This window comes from Streptosporangium jomthongense (assembly GCF_042650425.1).
GTDB lineage: Bacteria > Actinomycetota > Actinomycetes > Streptosporangiales > Streptosporangiaceae > Streptosporangium.
In genome coordinates this window covers 111,377-129,597 of the sequence record NZ_JBHSBC010000045.1, presented here as the reverse complement: position 1 = coordinate 129,597, position 18,221 = coordinate 111,377, and the positions used below count along the sequence as shown (strand labels likewise).

Genomic DNA, 18,221 nt, shown 5'->3' with positions numbered 1-18,221 from the left:
CCGGGGCCGGGAGCGACCAAGGAGCGTGGATGAACACCGACACGGACCGGCCAGTGGAGCGCCTGGTGCGCAAGGAGGTGTCCGGCGGGATCGCCACGATCACCCTGGACTCCCCGCGCAACCGGAACGCGCTGTCCGTGCGGCTTCTCGGCGACCTGGAGGACCTGCTCACCCAGGCGCTCGCCGACGAGGAGGTACGTGTCGTCGTGCTCACCGGGACGGGACCGGTCTTCTGCGCGGGCGCGGACCTGAAGGAGCAGCGGACCGAGCCCGGCGGCGCGCCCGGGGCCCCGGTGACCGCCTCGTTCCCGGAGATCATGCGCCTGATCTGGGAGAGCCCCAAACCGGTCGTCTGCCGGTTGAACGGTACCGCCCGCGCCGGGGGTCTCGGCCTGGTCGCGGCCTGCGACTTCGCGATCGCCCCCGACACGGCGTCGTTCGCGTTCACCGAGGTACGGCTCGGCGTGGTCCCGGCGATGATCTCGGTGACCGTGCTGCGCAGGCTCGACCCCAGGGCCGCGGCCGAGTACTTCCTGACGGGTGAGACCTTCGACGCGGCCAGGGCGCAGGAGATAGGCCTGCTGACCAGGGCGGTGCCCGGGGAACTGCTCGACGAGACGGTCGCCCACTACGCCGGGATGCTGCTGCGCGGCGGCCCTGAGGCGCTGGCGCTCACCAAGCGGCTGGTGCGCGAGGTGCCCGCCCTGTCCTTCGAGGAGGGGACGCGGCGCATGGCCGAGCTGTCGGCGCAGCGGTTCACCTCCGCCGAGGGGCAGGAGGGGATCACGGCCTTCATGCAGAAGCGCGCCCCCTCCTGGGTGCCCGAGCGATCCTGAGCCGTACGGCGGTCGCGCGCCAAAAGTCCTATTAATCCCATATTTCATGAAATATGGGCATTTCAGGATTTGAAACCCTCATGCAACCTTCCGAAGTCTAGGATTGCGCGCAATTGTCCGAAGATGCTGGATTGGGGAAGGAATCAGTCATGCGTTCGCGCTTTCCGACCCCCTCCGGCCCGCGCCGCACCCCGGGAGACGGAGCCAGGAGGCCGCTCGCCGGACGTTCCCACACATATTGATCACGATTGGGGAGACGGCTATGGCACGATCCGCGCGCTCGGTCTACCCTCGTGCGAACCATGCGGGAGATTCGACGGGCGCGCGGAACGGGCGAGCCGGTGGGCGCGCGGGCGCCCCGCCCCCCGCGATCCGCGGAGGAGATCGGGTGAGCGAGTTCCAGCAGGTCCGCACCGAGCTGGGCGCCCGGCTCAGGCAGCTGCGCGAGGCCGCGCAGCTGTCCGGCAAGGAGCTGGCAGAACGGCTGAGGTGGCAGCCGTCCAAGGTCTCCCGCATCGAGAACGCGCGGCAGACCGCCACCGAGGACGACGTCACCCTCTGGGGCCAGGCCGTCGAGGCCACCCCCGAGATCGTCGAGGAGCTGGTCGAGCAGGCCTGCGTCCTGCTGGAACGTCAGGACTCCTGGCGGCAGCGGCACCGTACCGGCCTGGCCACGCTCCAGGAGGACATCCGCGACCTGGAGTCGCGGACCCAGACGTTCCGGGTGGTCGAGCCCGGCGTGATCATCGGCCTGCTGCAGACGACCGAGTACGCCCGCAGCGTCTTCACCAGGATCAAACGCCTGTACAACGCGCCCGACGAGGTCGACGCCGCCATCAGGGTGCGGATGCGGCGCCAGGAGATCCTCTACGACCCGAGCAGGACGTTCCGGTTCCTCATGTCCGAGGCCGCGCTGCGTTACCGCCTGGCGCCGCCGGAGGTGATGTGCGGCCAGCTCGACCGGCTGCTCGCGGTCACCGCGCTGCCGAACGTGGAGTTCGGCGTCCTGCCCTTCGAGGCCCCGCTGCCCGCGGCCCCGATCAACGGCTTCTGGATCTACGACAGGGGGCAGGTGGCGGTGCCGACCAGGACCCGTGACCTGATCCTGCGCGACCCGGAGGACATCGCGTTCTACGAGCACAGCTTCGAGGAGTTCCATCAGGTCGCGGCCTTCAGGGAGGACGCCAGGGCGGTGATCGTCAAGGTATTGGAGGATTTCACACGACAATCTCGGGTTTAGTATCCGCAATTGCTTGATTAACCTCCCAAGATCGTGCAATTCTCTGTCGAGACGGAGGTGATGCACGATGCTGGACACGCTGTCTTGCCTTGAGAAGTTCGCCGCCGCGGCGCGGCAGCACGCCGATCTGGCCGTGCAGCGGGTCTCCTTCGACGACCCCGCCTACGTCTCGGTGCGCAATCGTTTCAGCAGCACCCTGACCGAGACCGTGACCTGCTCCCAGGACGGCGGGTTCATCACCTCGTGGGGCTACCGGCTCGGCAGCGCCGACAACATCGAGGACGCCGCCGCCCGGCTCGCCTTCCTGCTCGCCGCGCTGCCCGCCTGACCCCTCACCCGGTCTCCGGCCCTCGCCGGCGCCCCGTCAGCAGGGTCCCGGCGCCCTGGCGCCCCTGTTCCTGATCCAGCGTTCGAGGTTGCCCTCGCGCCCGCCGAGGATTCCCACGAGGTCCGTCCGGCCCTGTGGTCGCGCGTACAGGCACCATCTGTCGCCGGTGATGTCGCCGATCGTCCACGGCCGGTGACCCGCAGGCCCGGGGGTCACCGCGGGCGGTACGGCGGGCGCCCGGAGACACAGGGTCCACGGCTCGCAGGAACGCCCGTCCGCCCGGGTGTCGGCCGCGGTCGCGGTCGCGGTGGCCCCCGCGGCCAGGATCACCAGCGCCGACAGCGTTCCCCTGATCCGCAGCCTCCGCAGGGCGTCCACTCCCGCCTCCCCTTCGAGATCGTCCCGGCGGGGCCGTCCCGACCGGCGGCACAAGCATGGCCCACTCCCCGCCTTCCCGGCGTCACGCCACGGAACTGTCCGTAACCGGCCAAATGGCGAACTCCCATTTGTGGTCGACCTCAAACCAACCCCAAGTCGTCTCCAAATCGGTCACGCCAGAGTCGGGGCATCGACCGAAGGGATAGATCATGACAATCGGGAACGACCTGCGGCGCGCGGTCAGGGGGCAGGTGCTCGCCTCGGGTGAGGAGGGCTTCGACCGGGCCAGGGCCGCCTGGAACCTGGCCGTTGACCAGCCCGTCCTGGCCGTGGTCGAGGTGCGGGACGCCGCCGACGTGGCCGCCCTGGTCCGCTACGCCCGGCTGGCCGGGCTCTCGGTCTCCGCCCAGCCGAGCGGCCACGGCGCGACCGGCGACGTCGAGGGGGTGATCCTGCTGCGCACCGGCGCGCTCGGCGGTGTCGAGGTGCGGCCCGAGGAGCGGCTGGCCCGGGTCGGGGCGGGCGTACGGTGGGCCGAGGCGCTCTCCGCCGTGAGCCCGTACGGCCTGACCGGTCTCGCGGGCAGTTCCACGGCGCCCAGCGTGGTCGGCTACACCCTGGGCGGCGGGCTGAGCTGGTTCAGCCGCCGTCACGGGCACGCCGCCGACTCCGTCCGCGCCCTCGACGTCGTGGACGCCGAAGGGGAGGCGTTCCGGGTGGACGCGGACTCCGACCCCGAGCTGTTCTGGGCCCTGCGCGGCGGCGGCGGTGACTTCGCGCTGGTGACGGCCGTCGAGTTCGACCTGCACCCCGCTCCCCACCTGTACGGCGGGCGCCTGATGTGGCCCGCCGAGCGGGCGGGCGAGGTGCTCGCCGCCTTCCGGGAGGTCACCGCCTCGGCCCCCGAGGAACTCGCGGTCTGGTTCACGCTGCTGAACTTCCCCCCGTTCGACTTCCTGCCCGATCACCTGCGCGGCAGGTCGATGGTGACGATCGACACCACCTTCCTGGGGGAGGCGGCCGAGGGGCGCGACCTGCTGCGCCGTTTCGAGGCGATCGGCGGGACGGTCTCCGACACGCGGGGGCCGCTGCCCGTCGCCGCCCTGGGGGACGTCTGCGCCGAGCCGTCCGACCCGGCGCCCGCCCTCGGGCACGCGGAGTTGCTGACCGGCCTGGACGACGCGGTGGCCGGGGCGCTGCTGTCGGAGCCCATCGCCCCGCTGGTCAGCCTTCAGGTCCGGCACCTGGGCGGCGCGCTCGCCCATCCGGTGCCCGGCGGCGGCGCCTGCGGCCATCTGACGGAGCCCTACTCGCTCTACATGTTCGGCGTCACCCCGGGCCCCGAGGCCACGGCCGCCGTGGAGACCCGGCTCAAGGAGATCGCCGGGAAGTTCGTGCCGCACACCAGCGGGCGCAAGCCGTACACCTTCCTGGGGGTCGGGGAGCGCGCGGCGGCGGCCTTCCCCGGCGACGTCCTGGCCCGGCTGCGTGACGTCAAGCGGGCCCGTGACCCCCGTGGCGTGCTGCGCGCCAACTACCCGGTCCTCGGCTGATCCCCCGCTGAGGCGACGGTGAGGGAGGTGAGGGGTCAGTCCTCGGGGGCGGGAGACTGCTCCTCGAAGACGGCGGGGCTCAGGCCGACCTCGCGGGCCGCGGCGACCCTGGCGTGGTGCAGCAGCCTGCTGCGGGACATGCCGCCCGCGTGCAGGGTGTAACGGACCACCAGGCCGTCGAGCATCCCGTCGATCCGCTCGGCCGCCCCCTGGGGGTCGTCGCAGGTGAACTCGCCCGTCTCGGCCCCCTGTGAGATCACCTCGGCGAGGATCTCGATCCAGGCGCCCTCAAGCTCCAGCAGGATGGTCCTGACGTGCGCCTCGCGCACCCCGACGGCCCAGGCGTCGAGCCAGAGGATCCAGCTCTGGTCGGAGCGGGAGGCCGGGATGTAGAAACGCAGGACCCGGTCGAGCCGCTCGACGGCGCCGCCCCGCTCCGCCGCGATCTCCCTCAGCCGCTGGATCTCCGACTCGCTGGTGCTGCGGAGCATCTCGGTGATGAGGTCGTCCTTGGTGGCGAAGTGATAGTGGATCAGCCCGCCGCTCACGTTGGTGGCCTTGGCGATGTCCGCGACACGGGTGCTGGCGAGCCCGCGCTCCAGCACCACCCGCCGGGCGGCCTCAAGAAGCTCGGCCCGGCGCTGGTCGGCCTGGTCCGCGCGGCTGCCGCGCGCCCCTCCTCCGCTCTGCACTGCGCAAGACTACAGCAGCGGGCACCGGGGCCCCGTACTACTTGACTGGCCGCCCAGTCAAGGGGCCCCGGCCCCGGTCGTCAGTCTCCGCAGCGGTAGAGCGACCGGCCGTCCTGGGTGTCTCCGCCGTACTCGGCGCCGTACTCAGCGGGGGCCACGACGGCGCAGTTGGCGCTCACCCACGCGGTGACCTCGGAGCCTCCCGAGTCGGGACCGCCCCGGCCGCCGCCGGGGATGACGTAGCGCAGTTCCCCCGAGGCGACCAGCGCCGTGAGCCGCTCGACCGTCATGGCGGGGTCGCCTCCGACGAAGCCGCCCATGGCGATGACCGGCAGGCCGGTGGACAGGATGGCCGATGAGGCACCCTGCGCGCTGCTCACCGCGACCAGCCAGGTCGCGCCGCCCATGTTCTTCCTCAGGTAGGCGATCGTCTTCTCGCTCATGCCGCCTCCCGGCCCGCCGGGGAAACCACCGGGAAGGCCCTCGGGAGAACCCTCGGGAGGATCCTTGGGCAACCCCTCGGGGAGGCCCTCCGGACGGTCTCCCCGGCGGTCGCCGGGGAACCCTCCCGGAAAGCCACCTCGCATCCCGCCGAACCCGCCGGTCTGCGGCCCCGCGGTGGGGTTGGTGCCGTTGACCGCGGAGCCGAGCGGGGTCAGCGCGTACGCCGCGGGACCCGCCAGCCCGGTGAACAGCGCCGCGACCACGCCGGCCGCCGCCAGGAGCCGGGCGCGGCCCCGCGGGGATCCCGGCCTCATCCCGGACAGCGCTCCGGACAGCGCTCCGGACAGCGCCGTGGCCGCCACCGCGACCGCCGTCACCCCGGCGACCGCCCAGGCCAGCCAGGGCACGAAGTCCGGTGTACGGCGCAGCACCGTGAACGCCCACGCCCCGGTGACGGCCAGGGCGGCGGGCAGCACCCAGGCCCAGGAGCGCCGGGTCCGGCCCGCGTGCCACGACAGCACCCCGCCCAGCCCGGTCAGCGCCGCGACCGCCGGAGCCATGGCGGTGGAGTAGTACGGGTGGAAGGTGCCGCTGGAGAAGCTGAACACCGTGTAGTGGACCGCGAGCCAGCCGCCCCACAGCAACAGCGCCACCCGGGCGGGGCGCAGGCGGGCACGGGCGGTGAGCACCAGCCCGGCGGCCAGGGCGACGGCGGCGAAGGGCAGCAGCCAGGAGATCTGCCCGGCCATGACGTCGTTGAACAGCCGTCCCGCCCCGGACGCGCCGCCGAAGCCCGCTCCCCCGAAGCCACCGCCCCCGGGGCCGCCCTCCCCCGGACCGCCCCCGGCGAAGTCCTGCCCGAGGATCCGGCCGAGGCCGTTGTAGCCGACGACCAGGTCCCGGACGGAGTTGTCCGTGCTGCCGCCGATGTAGGGACGATCTTCGGCGGGCCACAGGTCCACGACCACCATCCACCAGGCGCTGGAGACCACCAGCGCGGCGCCCGCGGCGAGCAGGCGACCGAGGCGGCGCGGCACCGTTCCGGGGGCCGTGGCGAGGTGGACGAGGGTGAAGGCGGGCAGCACCAGGTAGGCCTGGAGCATCTTGGTGTTGAAGGCCAGGCCGACGAGCACGGCCGACAGGACGAGGGTGCGGGTACGGCCGGTGCGGATCGCCTCCTGGCAGCACCAGGCCGCCAGCACCAGCAGCAGCACCAGGACGGTGTCGGGGTTGTTGTCCCGGTTGATCGCCACGGTGATCGGGGTCAGCGTCATCACCAGCGCCGCGATCAGCGCGGCCGCGTGACCCGCCGTACCGGGCAGGGCGCGCCGTACGGCCGAGTGCGTCACGCCGACGGCGGCCACGCCCGCGACGGCCTGGGGCAGCAGCAGGCTCCAGGTCCCGAACCCGAGGACCCGCGCGGAGATCCCCATCACCCACAGCGCCAGGGGCGGCTTGTCCACGGTGATGAACGACCCGGCGTCCAGTGCCCCGAAGAAGAAGGCCTTCCAGCTGCGGGTGCCGGACAGCACGGCCGCCGAGTAGTAGGAGTTGGCGTAGCCGTTGCGGCCGAGAGCCCACAGGTGCAGTACGGCGGCCAGCGCCAGGACCGCCCACAGGGCGGGACGCGCCCACCGGGGGTCGCCGGGGGCGCCGAGGAGGATCCGGCGCGGCCTTCCGACCCTGGCCGGGGGCTGCGTGACGGGGTCGTCGATGACGGGTGAGTCGTTCCCCGTGGTGGTCATCGGCCCGGCCTCCTCGTGCGGCGCGGGTTGAAGACCCAGGTGCGCAGCAGCAGGAAACGGATCAGGGTGGCCAGGGCGTTGGCCACGACGACGGCGGTGATCTCCGCCGCGGCCGGGGCGCCCGGTGCCAGGCGGTGCAGCAGGGCCAGGCCGCCGGTGCTCAGCAGCAGACCGGCCAGGAAGGCGAGGCCGCCCTCGAACTGGTGGCGCAGCGCGCCGGCGCGGCCGGTGACGCCGAAGGTGAAGCGGCGGTTGGCCGCGGTGTTGGCCACGGCGGTGACGAGCAGGGCGACGGCGTTGGCCGCGACCGCGGGCGTCACCAGCCGCAGCAGGACGAACAGCCCGAGGTGGGCCAGGGTGCTGACCGCGCCGATCACCGCGAAGCTGGGCAGCTGCCCGGCCATGCCGGTGGGCAGCCGGGCCCGCTGGACCCTCGGCGGCACCGGGATCCTGGCCGCGCCGGACAGGGTCTTGCGGGTGACCCTGGCCATCCCCCTGAGGTCGTCCAGGACGGTCCTGAGGATGTCCACCCGGCTGTCGGGGTCGTCGGTCCAGTCGACGGGCACCTCGTGGATGCGCAGGCCGTGCCGTTCGGCCAGCAGGAGCAACTCGGTGTCGAAGAACCACTCCTCGTCCTCGACGGCGGGCAGCAACGCCTGGACGACCTCGGTGCGGGCGGCCTTGAAGCCGCACTGGGCGTCGGAGAAGCGGGCTCCCATGGCCGAGCGCAGCAGCAGGTTGTAGGTCCGCGAGATGATCTCCCGCTTGGGACCCCTGACGACGTTGGCGCCCCGGGACAGCCGGGTTCCGATGGCCAGGTCGCTGTGCCCGGACAGCAGCGGGGCGACCAGCGGCGGGAAGGCGTCCAGGCCGGTCGAGAGGTCGACGTCCATGTACGCGACCACGTCGGCGTCACTGGCCGACCACACCCTGCGCAGCGCCCGCCCGCGTCCCTTGGCGTCCAGGTGCACGGCGTGCACGTGGGGCAGCTCCCTGCCCAGGCCGACGGCGATCTCCCAGGTGGCGTCGGTGCTGGCGTTGTCCGCGATCGTGACGCGGAAGCCGTAGGGGAGGTTTCCCGACAGGTAGTCATGCAGGCGGCGCACGCTCTCGGCGAGCACCCGCTGTTCGTTGTGCACGGGGACGACGATCTCGACCAGCCGGGTGCGCACGGGCGCGGACATCTGCTTCACGCTGCCTCCCATGGGTGACGACTCGGATCTCTCATGTCCCCCAGGCTCATCGGGGGACCTTGGGCGATCCTGAGCCGATCGTTAACGACCGGTGAGAAAACCGGCGGACCCACGGGCGAGGCGGGACACCCCGAGACAACCGGGAAGCCGTCCCCGCAAACCAGGCCCCTTTCTCGGGACTTTTCAGGAAATTTCGGGACAAGTGGTGGGTCGAATGCCCGGGTCAGGCCGATCCCGGGGAGCCGGGAAGCCGTACCCTGGCCAGGACACCGCCGTCCTCCGCGTTCTCCAGGACGACCTCTCCCCCGGCGTCCCGTACGGCCTGCGCCACGATGGCCAGCCCCAGCCCGGAGCCCGGCATGCTCCTGGCCGACGAGGAGCGCCAGAACCGGTCGAAGACGTAGGGCAGGTCCTCCCCCGCTATGCCGGGGCCGTGGTCCCTGACGGACAGCTCCCCCGCCGCGAGCCGTACCAGGACCGGGCCCTCGGAGAACTTCACCGCGTTGTCGAGCAGGTTGACCACGGCGCGTTCCAGGGCGGCCCGCTCCCCCCGCACGTACCACGGTTCGAGCTCGACCCGGATCGGGCTCTCCTGGGCCCGCAGCCTGGCCCTGCGCACGGCGGTCTCGACCACCTCGTGGAAGGCGACCTCGACGTGCGGTTCGTGCTCGCTCTCCGAGCGCGACAGCTGCAACAGGTCTCCGACCAGCGTGGACATCTCCTCGAACTGGGCCTTGAGACCGGCCAGCAGCCTGCGTTTCGGGGCGGCCCCGAGCGGGCGGCCGGTGTTCTCGCTGCGCAGCAGCAGGTCGATGTTGGTGCGCAGGCTGGTGAGCGGCGTGCGCAGCTCGTGCCCGGCGTCGGCGACCAGCCTGCGCTGGCGCTCGCGGGAGGCGGCCAGGGCGGTGGTCATCGCGTTGAAGGAGGCGCCGAGGCGGGCGATCTCGTCGGTTCCCTCGACCGGGAGGCGGGTCTGCAGGTCCTCGGTCCTGGCGACGTGCTCGACGGCCTCCGCGAGGCGGCCGACCGGGCGCAGCGCCGTACGGGAGACGAACAGACCGGCCGAGGCCGCGCCGACCACGCCGAGCGCGGCGACCCCGGCCAGTATCCAGGCGAGCGTGGTGAGGGTCGACTGGAACTCCGCCAGCGGCCGGGACTCCATCACCGCCAGCCCCGAACCGACGCTCCTGACGAGCACCAGGACCGGGGCGCCCTCGTCCGTCACGCCGTCGCGGAAGTGCTGCGTGCCCTCCGGCGCCTTCGCCACGGCCTGGTCGCCCGGCACGAGCCGGACCCCGGTGTAGCCGATGACGCACCTGACGCCGCCGGTGTCGATCGCCTGCAGGAGCTGGAAGCGGGGGAAGGGCGGCTGGTGCTCGGGAGGGGGGCTCGCGCAGCTGCGTTCGATCCACTCGTTGCCCTGGGGGCCCTTGGGCGCGTTCAGGGAGCGTTCCATCTGGTCGAGCAGCTCGGACCTGACGATGAACCAGCAGACGGCCGCGCACACCGCGATCGCGACCGCGACCGCCGTCGCGACCAGCAGGGTGAGCCTGGAGCGCAGGGAGCGGCGTTTCCCTCTCACGGCTCAGGAGGCCCGCAGCACGTAGCCGACGCCGCGGACGGTGTGGATCACGCGGGGCAGCCCGGAGCTCTCGGTCTTGCGGCGCAGGTACATGACGTAGACGTCGAGGGAGTTGGAGGAGGGTTCGAAGTCGAAGCCCCAGACCTGGCTGAGGATCTGGTCACGGGTGAGCACCTGGCGGGGGTGGAGCATGAACAGTTCGAGCAGGAGGTACTCGGTCCTGGTCAGTTCGAGCGCTTCGCCCGCCCTGGACACCTCCCGGCTGGCGGTGTCCATCCGCAGGTCGCCGTAGCCGAGCACGGCGTCGCCGTCGTCGTGCGCGGCGGAGGCGGCCAGCGCCCCGCGTCGCAGCAGCGCCCTGACCCTGGCCAGCAGCTCGTCCAGTTCGAACGGCTTGACCAGGTAGTCGTCGGCCCCCGCGTCCAGCCCGGAGACCCGGTCCCCGACGGCGTCGCGGGCGGTGAGCATGAGCACCGGCACGTGGTTGCCCGCCGCCCTGAGCCTGCGGCAGGCGGTCAGCCCGTCCAGTCTCGGCATCATCACGTCGAGCAGGACCAGCTCGTACGGCTCCCGCCGCAGGACGTCGAGTGCGGCCTGACCGTCCTGGGCCAGGCCGACCCGGTAACCCTCGAACTCCAGGCTGCTCTGCAGCGCCTCCCTCAGCGCGGGCTCGTCGTCAACGACCAGCACCCGCGCCGTCTCACCGTCGCCCATGCCCCCAACGGTAGACCGCTCTCATGAGAGACGGATGAGGACCTCAGCCGTCCTCACGCAGGCTGAGCGCCCTGGCCGGGCAGAGCCGTACCGCGTGACGGATGCCGTCGGCGACGGCGGTACCGGTCTCGGTCTCGGTGTCGCCCACCACCCTGACCAGACCGTCGTCACCGGAGTCGAAGACCTCCGGCGCGGCGAGCACGCACTGCCCCGCGCCGACGCAGCGCTCCCTGTCGACGACGATCCTCGCGTTCACCACGCCACCGGCAGCTCACGGACGCCGAAGATCGCACCGGCGTACTTGAACGGCAGGTCGTCGTCGGCTCCCACCACGCGCAGGCCGGGAATCCGTTCGAAGAGGGTGCGGTAGGCGATCTCCAGCTCGGCGCGGACGAGGTTCTGCCCGAGGCACTGGTGCACGCCGTACCCGAACGCCATGTGGTTGCGCGCGCCGCGCCGGAGGTCCAGGTCGTCGGGCCGGTCGAAGACGCGGGCGTCCCGGTTGGCCGAGGCGCCCAGGACGAACAGACCCTCACCCGCCCTGACGACCTGGCCGCCGATCTCCACGTCCTCGGTCGCGACCCGGTCGAAGCCCACCCAGTCCACGATCGAGAGATAGCGCAGCAGTTCCTCCACCGCCGTCGGCCAGCCCGCCGGGTCGTCGCGCAGCGCGGCGAGGTGACCGGGGTTGCGCAGCAGCGTCAGAACGCCGAGCGAGATCATGTTGGCCGTGGTCTCGTGCCCCGCCACGAGCAGCTGGATCGTCATGCCGACCAGGGCGTCGTGGGAGATCTCCTCGCTCTGCCCGGCGGCCGTCACGAGCCGACCGACGAGGTTGTCGCCCGGCTCCCGCTCGGCCTTGGTGACCAGGACGTCGAGATACTCCCAGACCTCCGCGGCCGCCGTGACGGCCTCCTGCGTCGAGCTGCTGCCGACGGCGATCATCGTGTTCATCCGGTCGCGGAAGAAGTCGCCGCCCGCCTCGGGCAGCCCGAGCATCCTGCAGATCGTCAGCGACGGCACGGCCAGCGCGAACGCCTCGACGAGGTCGGCGGAGGAGCCCTGCTTGAGCATGTCGTCGATGAGCCGGTCGACGTCCTCCTGAATGCCGGGACGCATCTCCTTGACCTGCCGGACGGTGAACTCGGGGATCAGCAGCCGCCGGTAGAGAGTGTGCCCGGGCGGATCCATATCACCGAAATGTCCCTGCTGATACTTTTCCCGAAAGCGCAGTTCCTCCTCGGAAGGGGATTCGATCACCAGGGCGGCCATCGGATGTCCCGGATTGGTTGGATTAGTGCTGATTCGGGGGTCGATGAGAACCTGCTGCGCCTCGCTGTGCCGGGTCACAAGCCAGACCTGGCCGCCGGGAAGTTCCGCCCTGACCAGCGGACCCTCCTCCCGGAGACGCGCGTACTCGGGCGGCGGCTCGTACGGGCAGGTACGGGGAACGGGGAAACTCTGGGTCATAAGGCTTACTCCTCACGGACCGAGCCACTCCACTTACCACATGAAAGTAGGGACGGGGGCAATAGCCGTCAAGGTATGACATAAACCAGAAAGTGCATAATGGCAATAAATGTCCGGCAAATCTATATAAGAGGACTAATTCAGCAGGTAGATGGTTTTGTTCGTCGAGTGGGGCGGCTGATTCGCCCGCGGCGCTCCGGTGTCCATACCAGGGCCGGACACCCTTCCCGGAGCCGCACGGCGAAGGGAACACCTCACTCCCGTGCGGTCGCCAGGCTGATCCTCAGCAGCGTCGCCGCCGGTCCCGTCGGCGTACGGCCCCGCCGCCAGATCGCGCGCAACCGGCGTTCGAGGTCGATGCCCTTCGTCACGACCTCGATCAGGCGTCCGGTGGCCAGCTCACCCTCGACGGCGTAGCCGCTGAGCACCGCCGGGGCGGCCCCCTCACCGGCCGCCCCCTTGACCGCGGCGTTGGAGCCGAGTTCGAGCCGGGGCGCGGCCACCTCGTGCCCTGCCAGCGCGCGGTCCAGGGTCTCCCTGGTCCCCGAGCCCCGCTCGCGGACGACCAGCGGCGTCGCCGCGAGCTCGGCCGCCAGCAGCGCCGTACGGCGGCGCGCCCACGGATGGCCGGGCGCGACCACGACGACGAGCCGGTCGGCCGCGACCACCCTGGAGGCCAGTCCCTGCGGGACCGAGGGACCCTCGACGAAGCCCAGCTCGATGCCCGCGCCGACCAGCCTGGCGACCTCCGCCGAGTTCTGCACGTCCAGCCCGACCTGCACCTGGGGCTCGCGGGTCTGCAGTTCCCCGAGCCAGCGCGGCAGGAGGTACTCGGCCACGGTCATGCTCGCCGCGATGTGCAGATGGGCCTCCCTGCCGTGCCGTACGGCCCGCGCGCCGCGCATGAGCTCCTCCGCGGCGGCCAGCACCTGCGACGCCCAGGCCGCGATCATCACGCCCTGTGGGGTGAGGGTCGAGCCTCGCGGGGTGCGTTCGAGCAGGGGCAGCCCGAGGCGGCGCTCAAGCAGCATGATCCGCTTGCTCGCCGACGGCTGGGCGATGCCCACCGCCCTCGCCGCCTGGCCGAGACTTCCCAGGCGTTCGACGTCGACGAGCAGCCGCAGGGACTCCAGATCGGGCAGGTCACTCATAGCCCTAGGCTATGACCTTCCAGGTAGAGCGCGGCTACCGGCCACCCCTGTCCGGTTTGAGACTCGGAACATGTCCCTCTTCCCGCTCTCCGCCTCCCCTCGCCACCGGCCCCCTGCCGGACTCCTCGCGGGCCCGCCCCAGGTCGTGGCGGTCCTGCGTCTCCTGCCCGGCCTGGCCCTGACGGCGTGCGCCATGGCCGTCGCCCAGTGGGCGGGCCGCGCGCTGCCCGGGGTGAGCCCGGCCGTGGTCGCGGTGGTGCTCGGGGTCGCGCTGGGCAGCCTCACCACACCGCCCGCCGTGTTCGGCGCGGGCCTGCGCTTCGCCTCCCGCAGGCTGCTCCGCCTGGCGATCGTGGTGCTCGGACTGCAGGTCGCGCTGCCCGAGGTGCTGGCGCTCGGCTGGCGGCCCCTGGCGCTGGTCGCCGTCTCGACGGTCTGCACGTTCGCCCTCACCCGGTGGATCGGCCCGCGAATGGGGGTGAGCCCGCGCAGGTCGCTGCTCATCGCCACCGGCGTCTCGGTCTGCGGCGCCGCGGCGGTCGCCGCCATGCATGAGGTGGCCGACGGAGACGACGACGACGTGGCAGGCGCGGTCGGCGTCGTCGTCCTGTACGGCAGCGCCGCCCTCGTCGTCCTGCCCGTGGTCGCGCGGCTCGCCGGGCTCTCGCCGTACGGGCTCGGCCTGTGGGCGGGCGCCTCGGTGCACGAGGTCGCCCAGGTCGCGGCCATAGGCGCGACCGCCGGGGGCGGGGTACTCGCCTGCGCTGTCATGGTCAAGCTGGCCAGGGTCGCGCTGCTCGCCCCGCTCGTCGCCTTCACCTCCCTCACCCTGCGCCGCCCGGCCTGTGACCGCAGCCGTGACCGGAGCGGGGTACGGCGCCCGCCGCTGGTGCCGCTGTTCGTGCTGGGTTTCCTGGCGGCGGTCGCGGTCAGGAGCCTGGGAGTCGTCCCCGTCGGGGTCGTCGAGATCGTCCCCCAGGTGACCGCGCTGTCGCTGGCGGCGGCGCTCTTCGCGCTGGGGACCGGGGTGGATCTCAGGACGCTGGCGCGCGGTGGCCGTTCCCTGGCCCTCGGCGGGCTGGCGACCGCTGTCATCGGCGCTATCTCACTGATCGGCGTCCTCGCCATCGGCTGATGTCCCGGTAGACGCCATCCGATATCCCCCGTAACGTGCTCTTTCTGGAACAAGCAGCTTCTTTACCCGGTTCCACTGAGCAGCCACCCAGGCAGGACGAGGAGACAGAACCCGCTCATGCGTACCACCGAGCAGCCCATCGACAGCGTGCTCCGCCCATCCGACGAGGTGGCCGAGGCACTGGCGCAGGGCGCCCCGGTCGTGGCGCTGGAGTCCACGATCATCTCGCACGGCCTGCCCCAGCCCCGCAACCTGGAGGTCGCGCGGGAACTTGAGGGGCTCGTCCGCGAGGCCGGGGCCGTACCCGCGACGATCGCGGTGCTCGACGGCGTGGCGCGGATCGGCCTGGACAAGGACGGCCTCGAACGGATCGCCACCGAGCCCGGCCTGCGCAAGCTCGGCTTCCGCGACCTGGCGGTCGCCGCCGCGCTCGGCTCAAGCGGCGCCACGACGGTCTCGGCGACCTCCTTCCTGGCCGCCAGGGCGGGCATCCGCGTCTTCGCCACCGGCGGGCTCGGCGGAGTGCACCGTGAGTGGACCGAGACCCAGGACGAGTCCGCCGACCTCGACACGCTGAGCCGTACGCGGATCACCGTCGTCTGCGCGGGCGTGAAGTCGATCCTGGACGTGCCTGCGACCCTGCAGCGCCTGGAGACCCGGGGCGTCGGCGTCGCGGGCTTCCGCACCGGTGAGTTCCCCGGTTTCTACCTGCACACCTCCGGCCGGCCCGTCGACTGGCGCATCGAGACGCCCGAGCAGGCCGCGGAGATCATGCGGGCCCAGGACGCGCTCGACGGGCCCGAGTCCGCGCTGATCGTGGCCAACCCGGTCCCGGTGGACGAGCAGCTCGACCCGGCCCTGCACGACCGGGTCCTGGCCGAGGCGCTCGCGCAGGCGCGGCAGCGCGGGGTGACCGGCCAGGCCATCACCCCGTTCCTGCTGGAGTACCTGGTCAAGGGGACGGACGGCGCCTCGCTTGAGGCGAACCTGGCCGCGGTGCGCGGCAACGTCCGCCTCGCGGGACGGATCGCGGTGGCCTGGAGCCGGGGAAACTGAGGCGATCGTGGCCGGATCGGGTCTGCTCGTCATAGGTGACGTCGTCACCGACGTCGTCGCGCTGCACGAGGGTCCGGCGCTCTCCGGACTGGCCGTCGGCACGGACACCGCCGCCGACATCGTGCTGCGCCCGGGGGGCTCGGGGGCCAACACCGCCTCCTGGGCCGCCCATCTGGGCGCGGACGCGCGGATCCTAACCAGGGTCGGGTACGACACCGGGGAGTGGCACGCCGCGGAACTGCGCCGCGGCGGGGTCAGGACGCACCTGCGCGTCGATCCCGAGCGCCCGACCGCCGTGGTCATCGCCATGGTCGATCCGACGGGTGAGCGGTCCATGCTCACCAACCGGGGCGCCGGCGGGCACATCTGCGCCGACGACTGGGAGGAGGACCTGCTCGACGGGGTCGGTCACCTGCACCTGTCCGGCTACACCCTGTTCGCCGAACCGGGCCTGCAGCTGTCCAGGCTCGCCCTGGAGCAGGCCGTGCGGAACGGCGTGTCGATCAGCGTGGACCCGGCCTCCACCGGTTTCCTGCGCTCCTTCGGCCCCGAGCGGTTCATCAGGGAGACCTCGGCCGCCCAGCTGGTCATCCCGAACCTGGACGAGGCCCTGCTGCTGACCGGCGCGGACGACCCGGAGAGCGCCGCGGGCCGGCTGAGCCTGCGCTACGGCGCCGCGGCGGTCAAGCTGGGCCCCGGCGGGGCGTTGCTGGCGCGGAGAGGAAAGTTGACCGCACGGCTTCCCGGACTCACCGCGGAAGTGGTTGACTCGACGGGAGCGGGTGACGCGTTCGCCGCCGGTCTGCTGACCGCCCTCCTGAGAGGGGACGACGACGAGGCCGCGCTGGACGCGGGACGCCGCGCCGGAGCCGAGGCCGTGACAGCGGTCGGCGGTCGGCCGCGTATTCTCACGTCTGGTTTGGCGTCCACCGGCTTTACCCACTCTCATGCTAATTGATAGCTTGCGGCGTAGGCTGCACCATTAGCCACATGTGTCACTTTGGGGAGGTTGCGGTCCGCCGATGGATGCCGAGTCATCGATCTGCCTGAGCGATCTGGTCCCGGCCCTGCGCTGGAGCAGAGCACAGCAGGTCGCCGAAGCCCTGGCCGATCCCCGCCTGCCCGCGGGATGGTGGTCCTCGGTCACCCTGCCCAAGGCCCTGAACTCGGCCGGACTCGACTGGGTCTGCGACCGGCTGGCCCGGCTCTCGATGTCCAGATGGGACCACCTCCCCCTGAGCGACGTCCTGCCGGCCCTGCACGTGCACACCGTCGATCCCACGCTGCCCGGCTGGCCGGAACCCGCCCGCGCGGCGATCACCGGCCTCGGCGGCTGGTCGAGGCTGCGCCGCCTGACCGCGGGAGACCTGGGCGGCTCCTCCCTGCCCACCACCCCGGAGACCGTGATGACCGCGGTCTTCCGTGAGGTGCTCAGCCAGATCCCCGGGATCGCCGTCCCCCCGGCCGCCGAGTCGTCCGCGCAGGCGGAACGGCCCACCGCGGAGGCACCCGCAGCGACACCCGCGGAGGCGTCGGCAGGGGCACCCGCGCAGGCCGAGCAGCAGGAGCCGCAGGCACCCGCCGTACCCCAGCAGGCCCCCGCGCCCGAGCCGCAGGTCAGGCTCAGCGACTACCCGCTGGTCGGCCTGGTGGACAACATGTTCCGCGACTGGGGCCCTCTCGAACGCGCGGTCGCCGTCGACCGCCTGTTCGCCGTCGACCCGATCAGCCTGCGTGCCCTCGCCCACAAGCTCAACGCCGACCTCGGCGCGCTGTCGGTCGCCCAGCGCGCCGCCGAGGAACGCATCCTGCTGTGGCTGCGCTCCTCGGAGTCGGCCCCGCTCACCGGCCACATGTTCGGGCTCACCGAGTGGCTCGGCGCCGCCGCCACCCAGGAGCAGCTCATCGGCGCCGACCCGGCCCACCCCATCGAGGTGCCCACACTGCGCACCCCGCTGTGGCGGGTGCTGGTCACCCTCATGCCCGACCGGCGGCTCCAGGACGGCTGGCTCGTCGTCGGCGACCTGGGCGGCCTGCGGGACCGCACCCGGCAGCTCATGGGCGGCAAACCGGCCGACTCCGAGACGGTCTCGCTGATGGAGCAGCGGCTCGGCATCCGCACCCACTCCGCGCAGGCCTGGCTCGACGCCCTGGCCGCCAGCGCGGAGCGGGGCTCGGCCGTCCCCGACGCCGCCGCGGAGCCCGGCAGCAGGCAGCTGCCCCGCCGTACCCCCGGGGCCAACGGGCACCACCACCACCGGGGCGGCCAGCCGATCCCGCAGGTGAACGCCAACGCCATCGACCCCCGTGCCGCCCTGGCCACGCTGTCGGCCCTGTCCGGCAACACCAGGCCCCACCTCATCACCAGCCAGCGCGCCCCGCTCCACCCGCCGACCAGCCCGGCCACCGACCCGAGCCGCTGGCAGCGGATAGAGGTGACCAGCGAGCACCTGCGCGGCGCCCCGGTCGCGGTGCCCGAGGGGTACGCCACCCAGCTCGGCATGCGTCCGGGCACCCTGCTCTCGGTCACCGGTCCCGGCGACAACGCGGTGGTGCTGGTGTGGCGGGACCACCCCGTCTTCGACTCCCTGCAGCCGGTGCTGATGCGCCTGAACGCGCGCCCCGGGGACCAGGTGTACGTCACGGTCGACGGCTACCGCCTGGACGCCCAGCTGCCGTCCTGACGGGCGGACGGGGGGGGGGG

General features: G+C 72.3%; 17 protein-coding genes. 8 read left to right on the top strand and 9 right to left on the bottom strand.

The genetic code is table 11. The annotated features are described in order from the left end of the window. Positions 1-29 precede the first annotated feature (29 nt). The 3 genes from ACFOYY_RS34965 to ACFOYY_RS34955 all read left to right on the top strand — a co-directional run bounded on the left by ACFOYY_RS34965 (position 30) and on the right by ACFOYY_RS34955 (position 2,404). Positions 30-836 carry an enoyl-CoA hydratase family protein gene (locus ACFOYY_RS34965; protein WP_352011566.1) on the top strand — a complete coding sequence of 269 codons (807 nt, stop codon included), beginning with the start codon at positions 30-32 and terminating at the stop codon, positions 834-836. Positions 837-1,224: 388 nt separating this feature from the next. Then, positions 1,225-2,076, top strand: a complete 852-nt coding sequence (locus tag ACFOYY_RS34960) for a helix-turn-helix domain-containing protein (RefSeq protein WP_362775728.1) — start codon at positions 1,225-1,227, stop codon at positions 2,074-2,076. Positions 2,077-2,143: 67 nt separating this feature from the next. Next, a complete protein-coding gene (locus tag ACFOYY_RS34955; RefSeq protein WP_352011564.1) occupies positions 2,144-2,404 on the top strand; it encodes a hypothetical protein in 261 nt (86 codons plus the stop codon). Between the two features lie 36 nt (positions 2,405-2,440). On the opposite strand, the gene ACFOYY_RS34950 is transcribed toward ACFOYY_RS34955, so the two are convergent. Beyond that, complete coding sequence (locus ACFOYY_RS34950) at positions 2,441-2,782, bottom strand: hypothetical protein (RefSeq protein ID WP_352011563.1); 342 nt, start codon at positions 2,780-2,782, stop codon at positions 2,441-2,443. 209 nt (positions 2,783-2,991) lie between these two features. Here ACFOYY_RS34950 and ACFOYY_RS34945 point away from each other — a divergent pair, with 209 nt between their 5' ends. Beyond that, positions 2,992-4,335 carry an FAD-binding oxidoreductase gene (locus ACFOYY_RS34945; RefSeq protein WP_386195431.1) on the top strand — a complete coding sequence of 448 codons (1,344 nt, stop codon included), beginning with the start codon at positions 2,992-2,994 and terminating at the stop codon, positions 4,333-4,335. A gap of 35 nt (positions 4,336-4,370) precedes the next feature. Here the strand turns inward: ACFOYY_RS34945 and ACFOYY_RS34940 are convergent, their stop codons facing one another. The 8 genes from ACFOYY_RS34940 to ACFOYY_RS34905 all read right to left on the bottom strand — a co-directional run bounded on the left by ACFOYY_RS34940 (position 4,371) and on the right by ACFOYY_RS34905 (position 13,326). After that, positions 4,371-5,027: a TetR/AcrR family transcriptional regulator gene (locus tag ACFOYY_RS34940; protein WP_352011561.1), complete on the bottom strand. Its 657-nt coding sequence runs from the start codon at positions 5,025-5,027 to the stop codon at positions 4,371-4,373. 80 nt (positions 5,028-5,107) lie between these two features. Further along, on the bottom strand, positions 5,108-7,216 hold the full coding sequence (locus ACFOYY_RS34935; RefSeq protein ID WP_386195429.1) for an ArnT family glycosyltransferase: 2,109 nt from the start codon (positions 7,214-7,216) through the stop codon (positions 5,108-5,110). After that, complete coding sequence (locus ACFOYY_RS34930; RefSeq protein WP_362775902.1) at positions 7,213-8,400, bottom strand: glycosyltransferase; 1,188 nt, start codon at positions 8,398-8,400, stop codon at positions 7,213-7,215. Before ACFOYY_RS34930 ends, ACFOYY_RS34935 begins: the two co-directional genes overlap by 4 nt. A 232-nt stretch (positions 8,401-8,632) precedes the next feature. Further along, complete coding sequence (locus ACFOYY_RS34925) at positions 8,633-9,991, bottom strand: sensor histidine kinase (RefSeq protein ID WP_352011559.1); 1,359 nt, start codon at positions 9,989-9,991, stop codon at positions 8,633-8,635. A 3-nt stretch (positions 9,992-9,994) separates the two neighbouring features. Next, positions 9,995-10,705 carry a response regulator transcription factor gene (locus ACFOYY_RS34920; protein ID WP_352011558.1) on the bottom strand — a complete coding sequence of 237 codons (711 nt, stop codon included), beginning with the start codon at positions 10,703-10,705 and terminating at the stop codon, positions 9,995-9,997. Between the two features lie 43 nt (positions 10,706-10,748). Further along, the gene (locus ACFOYY_RS34915; RefSeq protein ID WP_352011557.1) at positions 10,749-10,961 is read right to left on the bottom strand and encodes a ferredoxin; all 213 of its coding nucleotides are present in this window, start codon (positions 10,959-10,961) and stop codon (positions 10,749-10,751) included. After that, positions 10,958-12,175 carry a cytochrome P450 gene (locus ACFOYY_RS34910; RefSeq protein WP_386195426.1) on the bottom strand — a complete coding sequence of 406 codons (1,218 nt, stop codon included), beginning with the start codon at positions 12,173-12,175 and terminating at the stop codon, positions 10,958-10,960. The genes ACFOYY_RS34915 and ACFOYY_RS34910 overlap by 4 nt, the downstream gene beginning before the upstream one ends. Positions 12,176-12,429: 254 nt before the next feature. Continuing rightward, the gene (locus ACFOYY_RS34905) at positions 12,430-13,326 is read right to left on the bottom strand and encodes a LysR family transcriptional regulator (protein WP_352011555.1); all 897 of its coding nucleotides are present in this window, start codon (positions 13,324-13,326) and stop codon (positions 12,430-12,432) included. Between the two features lie 70 nt (positions 13,327-13,396). Between ACFOYY_RS34905 and ACFOYY_RS34900 the strand changes: the two genes are divergently transcribed. The 4 genes from ACFOYY_RS34900 (at position 13,397) to ACFOYY_RS34885 (ending at position 18,201) form a co-directional block, all read left to right on the top strand. Next, entirely contained in the window at positions 13,397-14,461 is a 1,065-nt protein-coding gene (locus tag ACFOYY_RS34900) for a YeiH family protein (protein ID WP_386195424.1), read from the top strand. 117 nt (positions 14,462-14,578) lie between these two features. Continuing rightward, positions 14,579-15,517, top strand: coding sequence for a pseudouridine-5'-phosphate glycosidase (locus tag ACFOYY_RS34895; protein WP_352011553.1), 939 nt, complete (start codon positions 14,579-14,581; stop codon positions 15,515-15,517). 7 nt (positions 15,518-15,524) lie between these two features. Next, positions 15,525-16,475, top strand: a complete 951-nt coding sequence (locus tag ACFOYY_RS34890) for a carbohydrate kinase family protein (RefSeq protein WP_386195422.1) — start codon at positions 15,525-15,527, stop codon at positions 16,473-16,475. 64 nt (positions 16,476-16,539) lie between these two features. Then, positions 16,540-18,201: a hypothetical protein gene (locus ACFOYY_RS34885; RefSeq protein ID WP_386195420.1), complete on the top strand. Its 1,662-nt coding sequence runs from the start codon at positions 16,540-16,542 to the stop codon at positions 18,199-18,201. Positions 18,202-18,221: the final 20 nt, after the last annotated feature.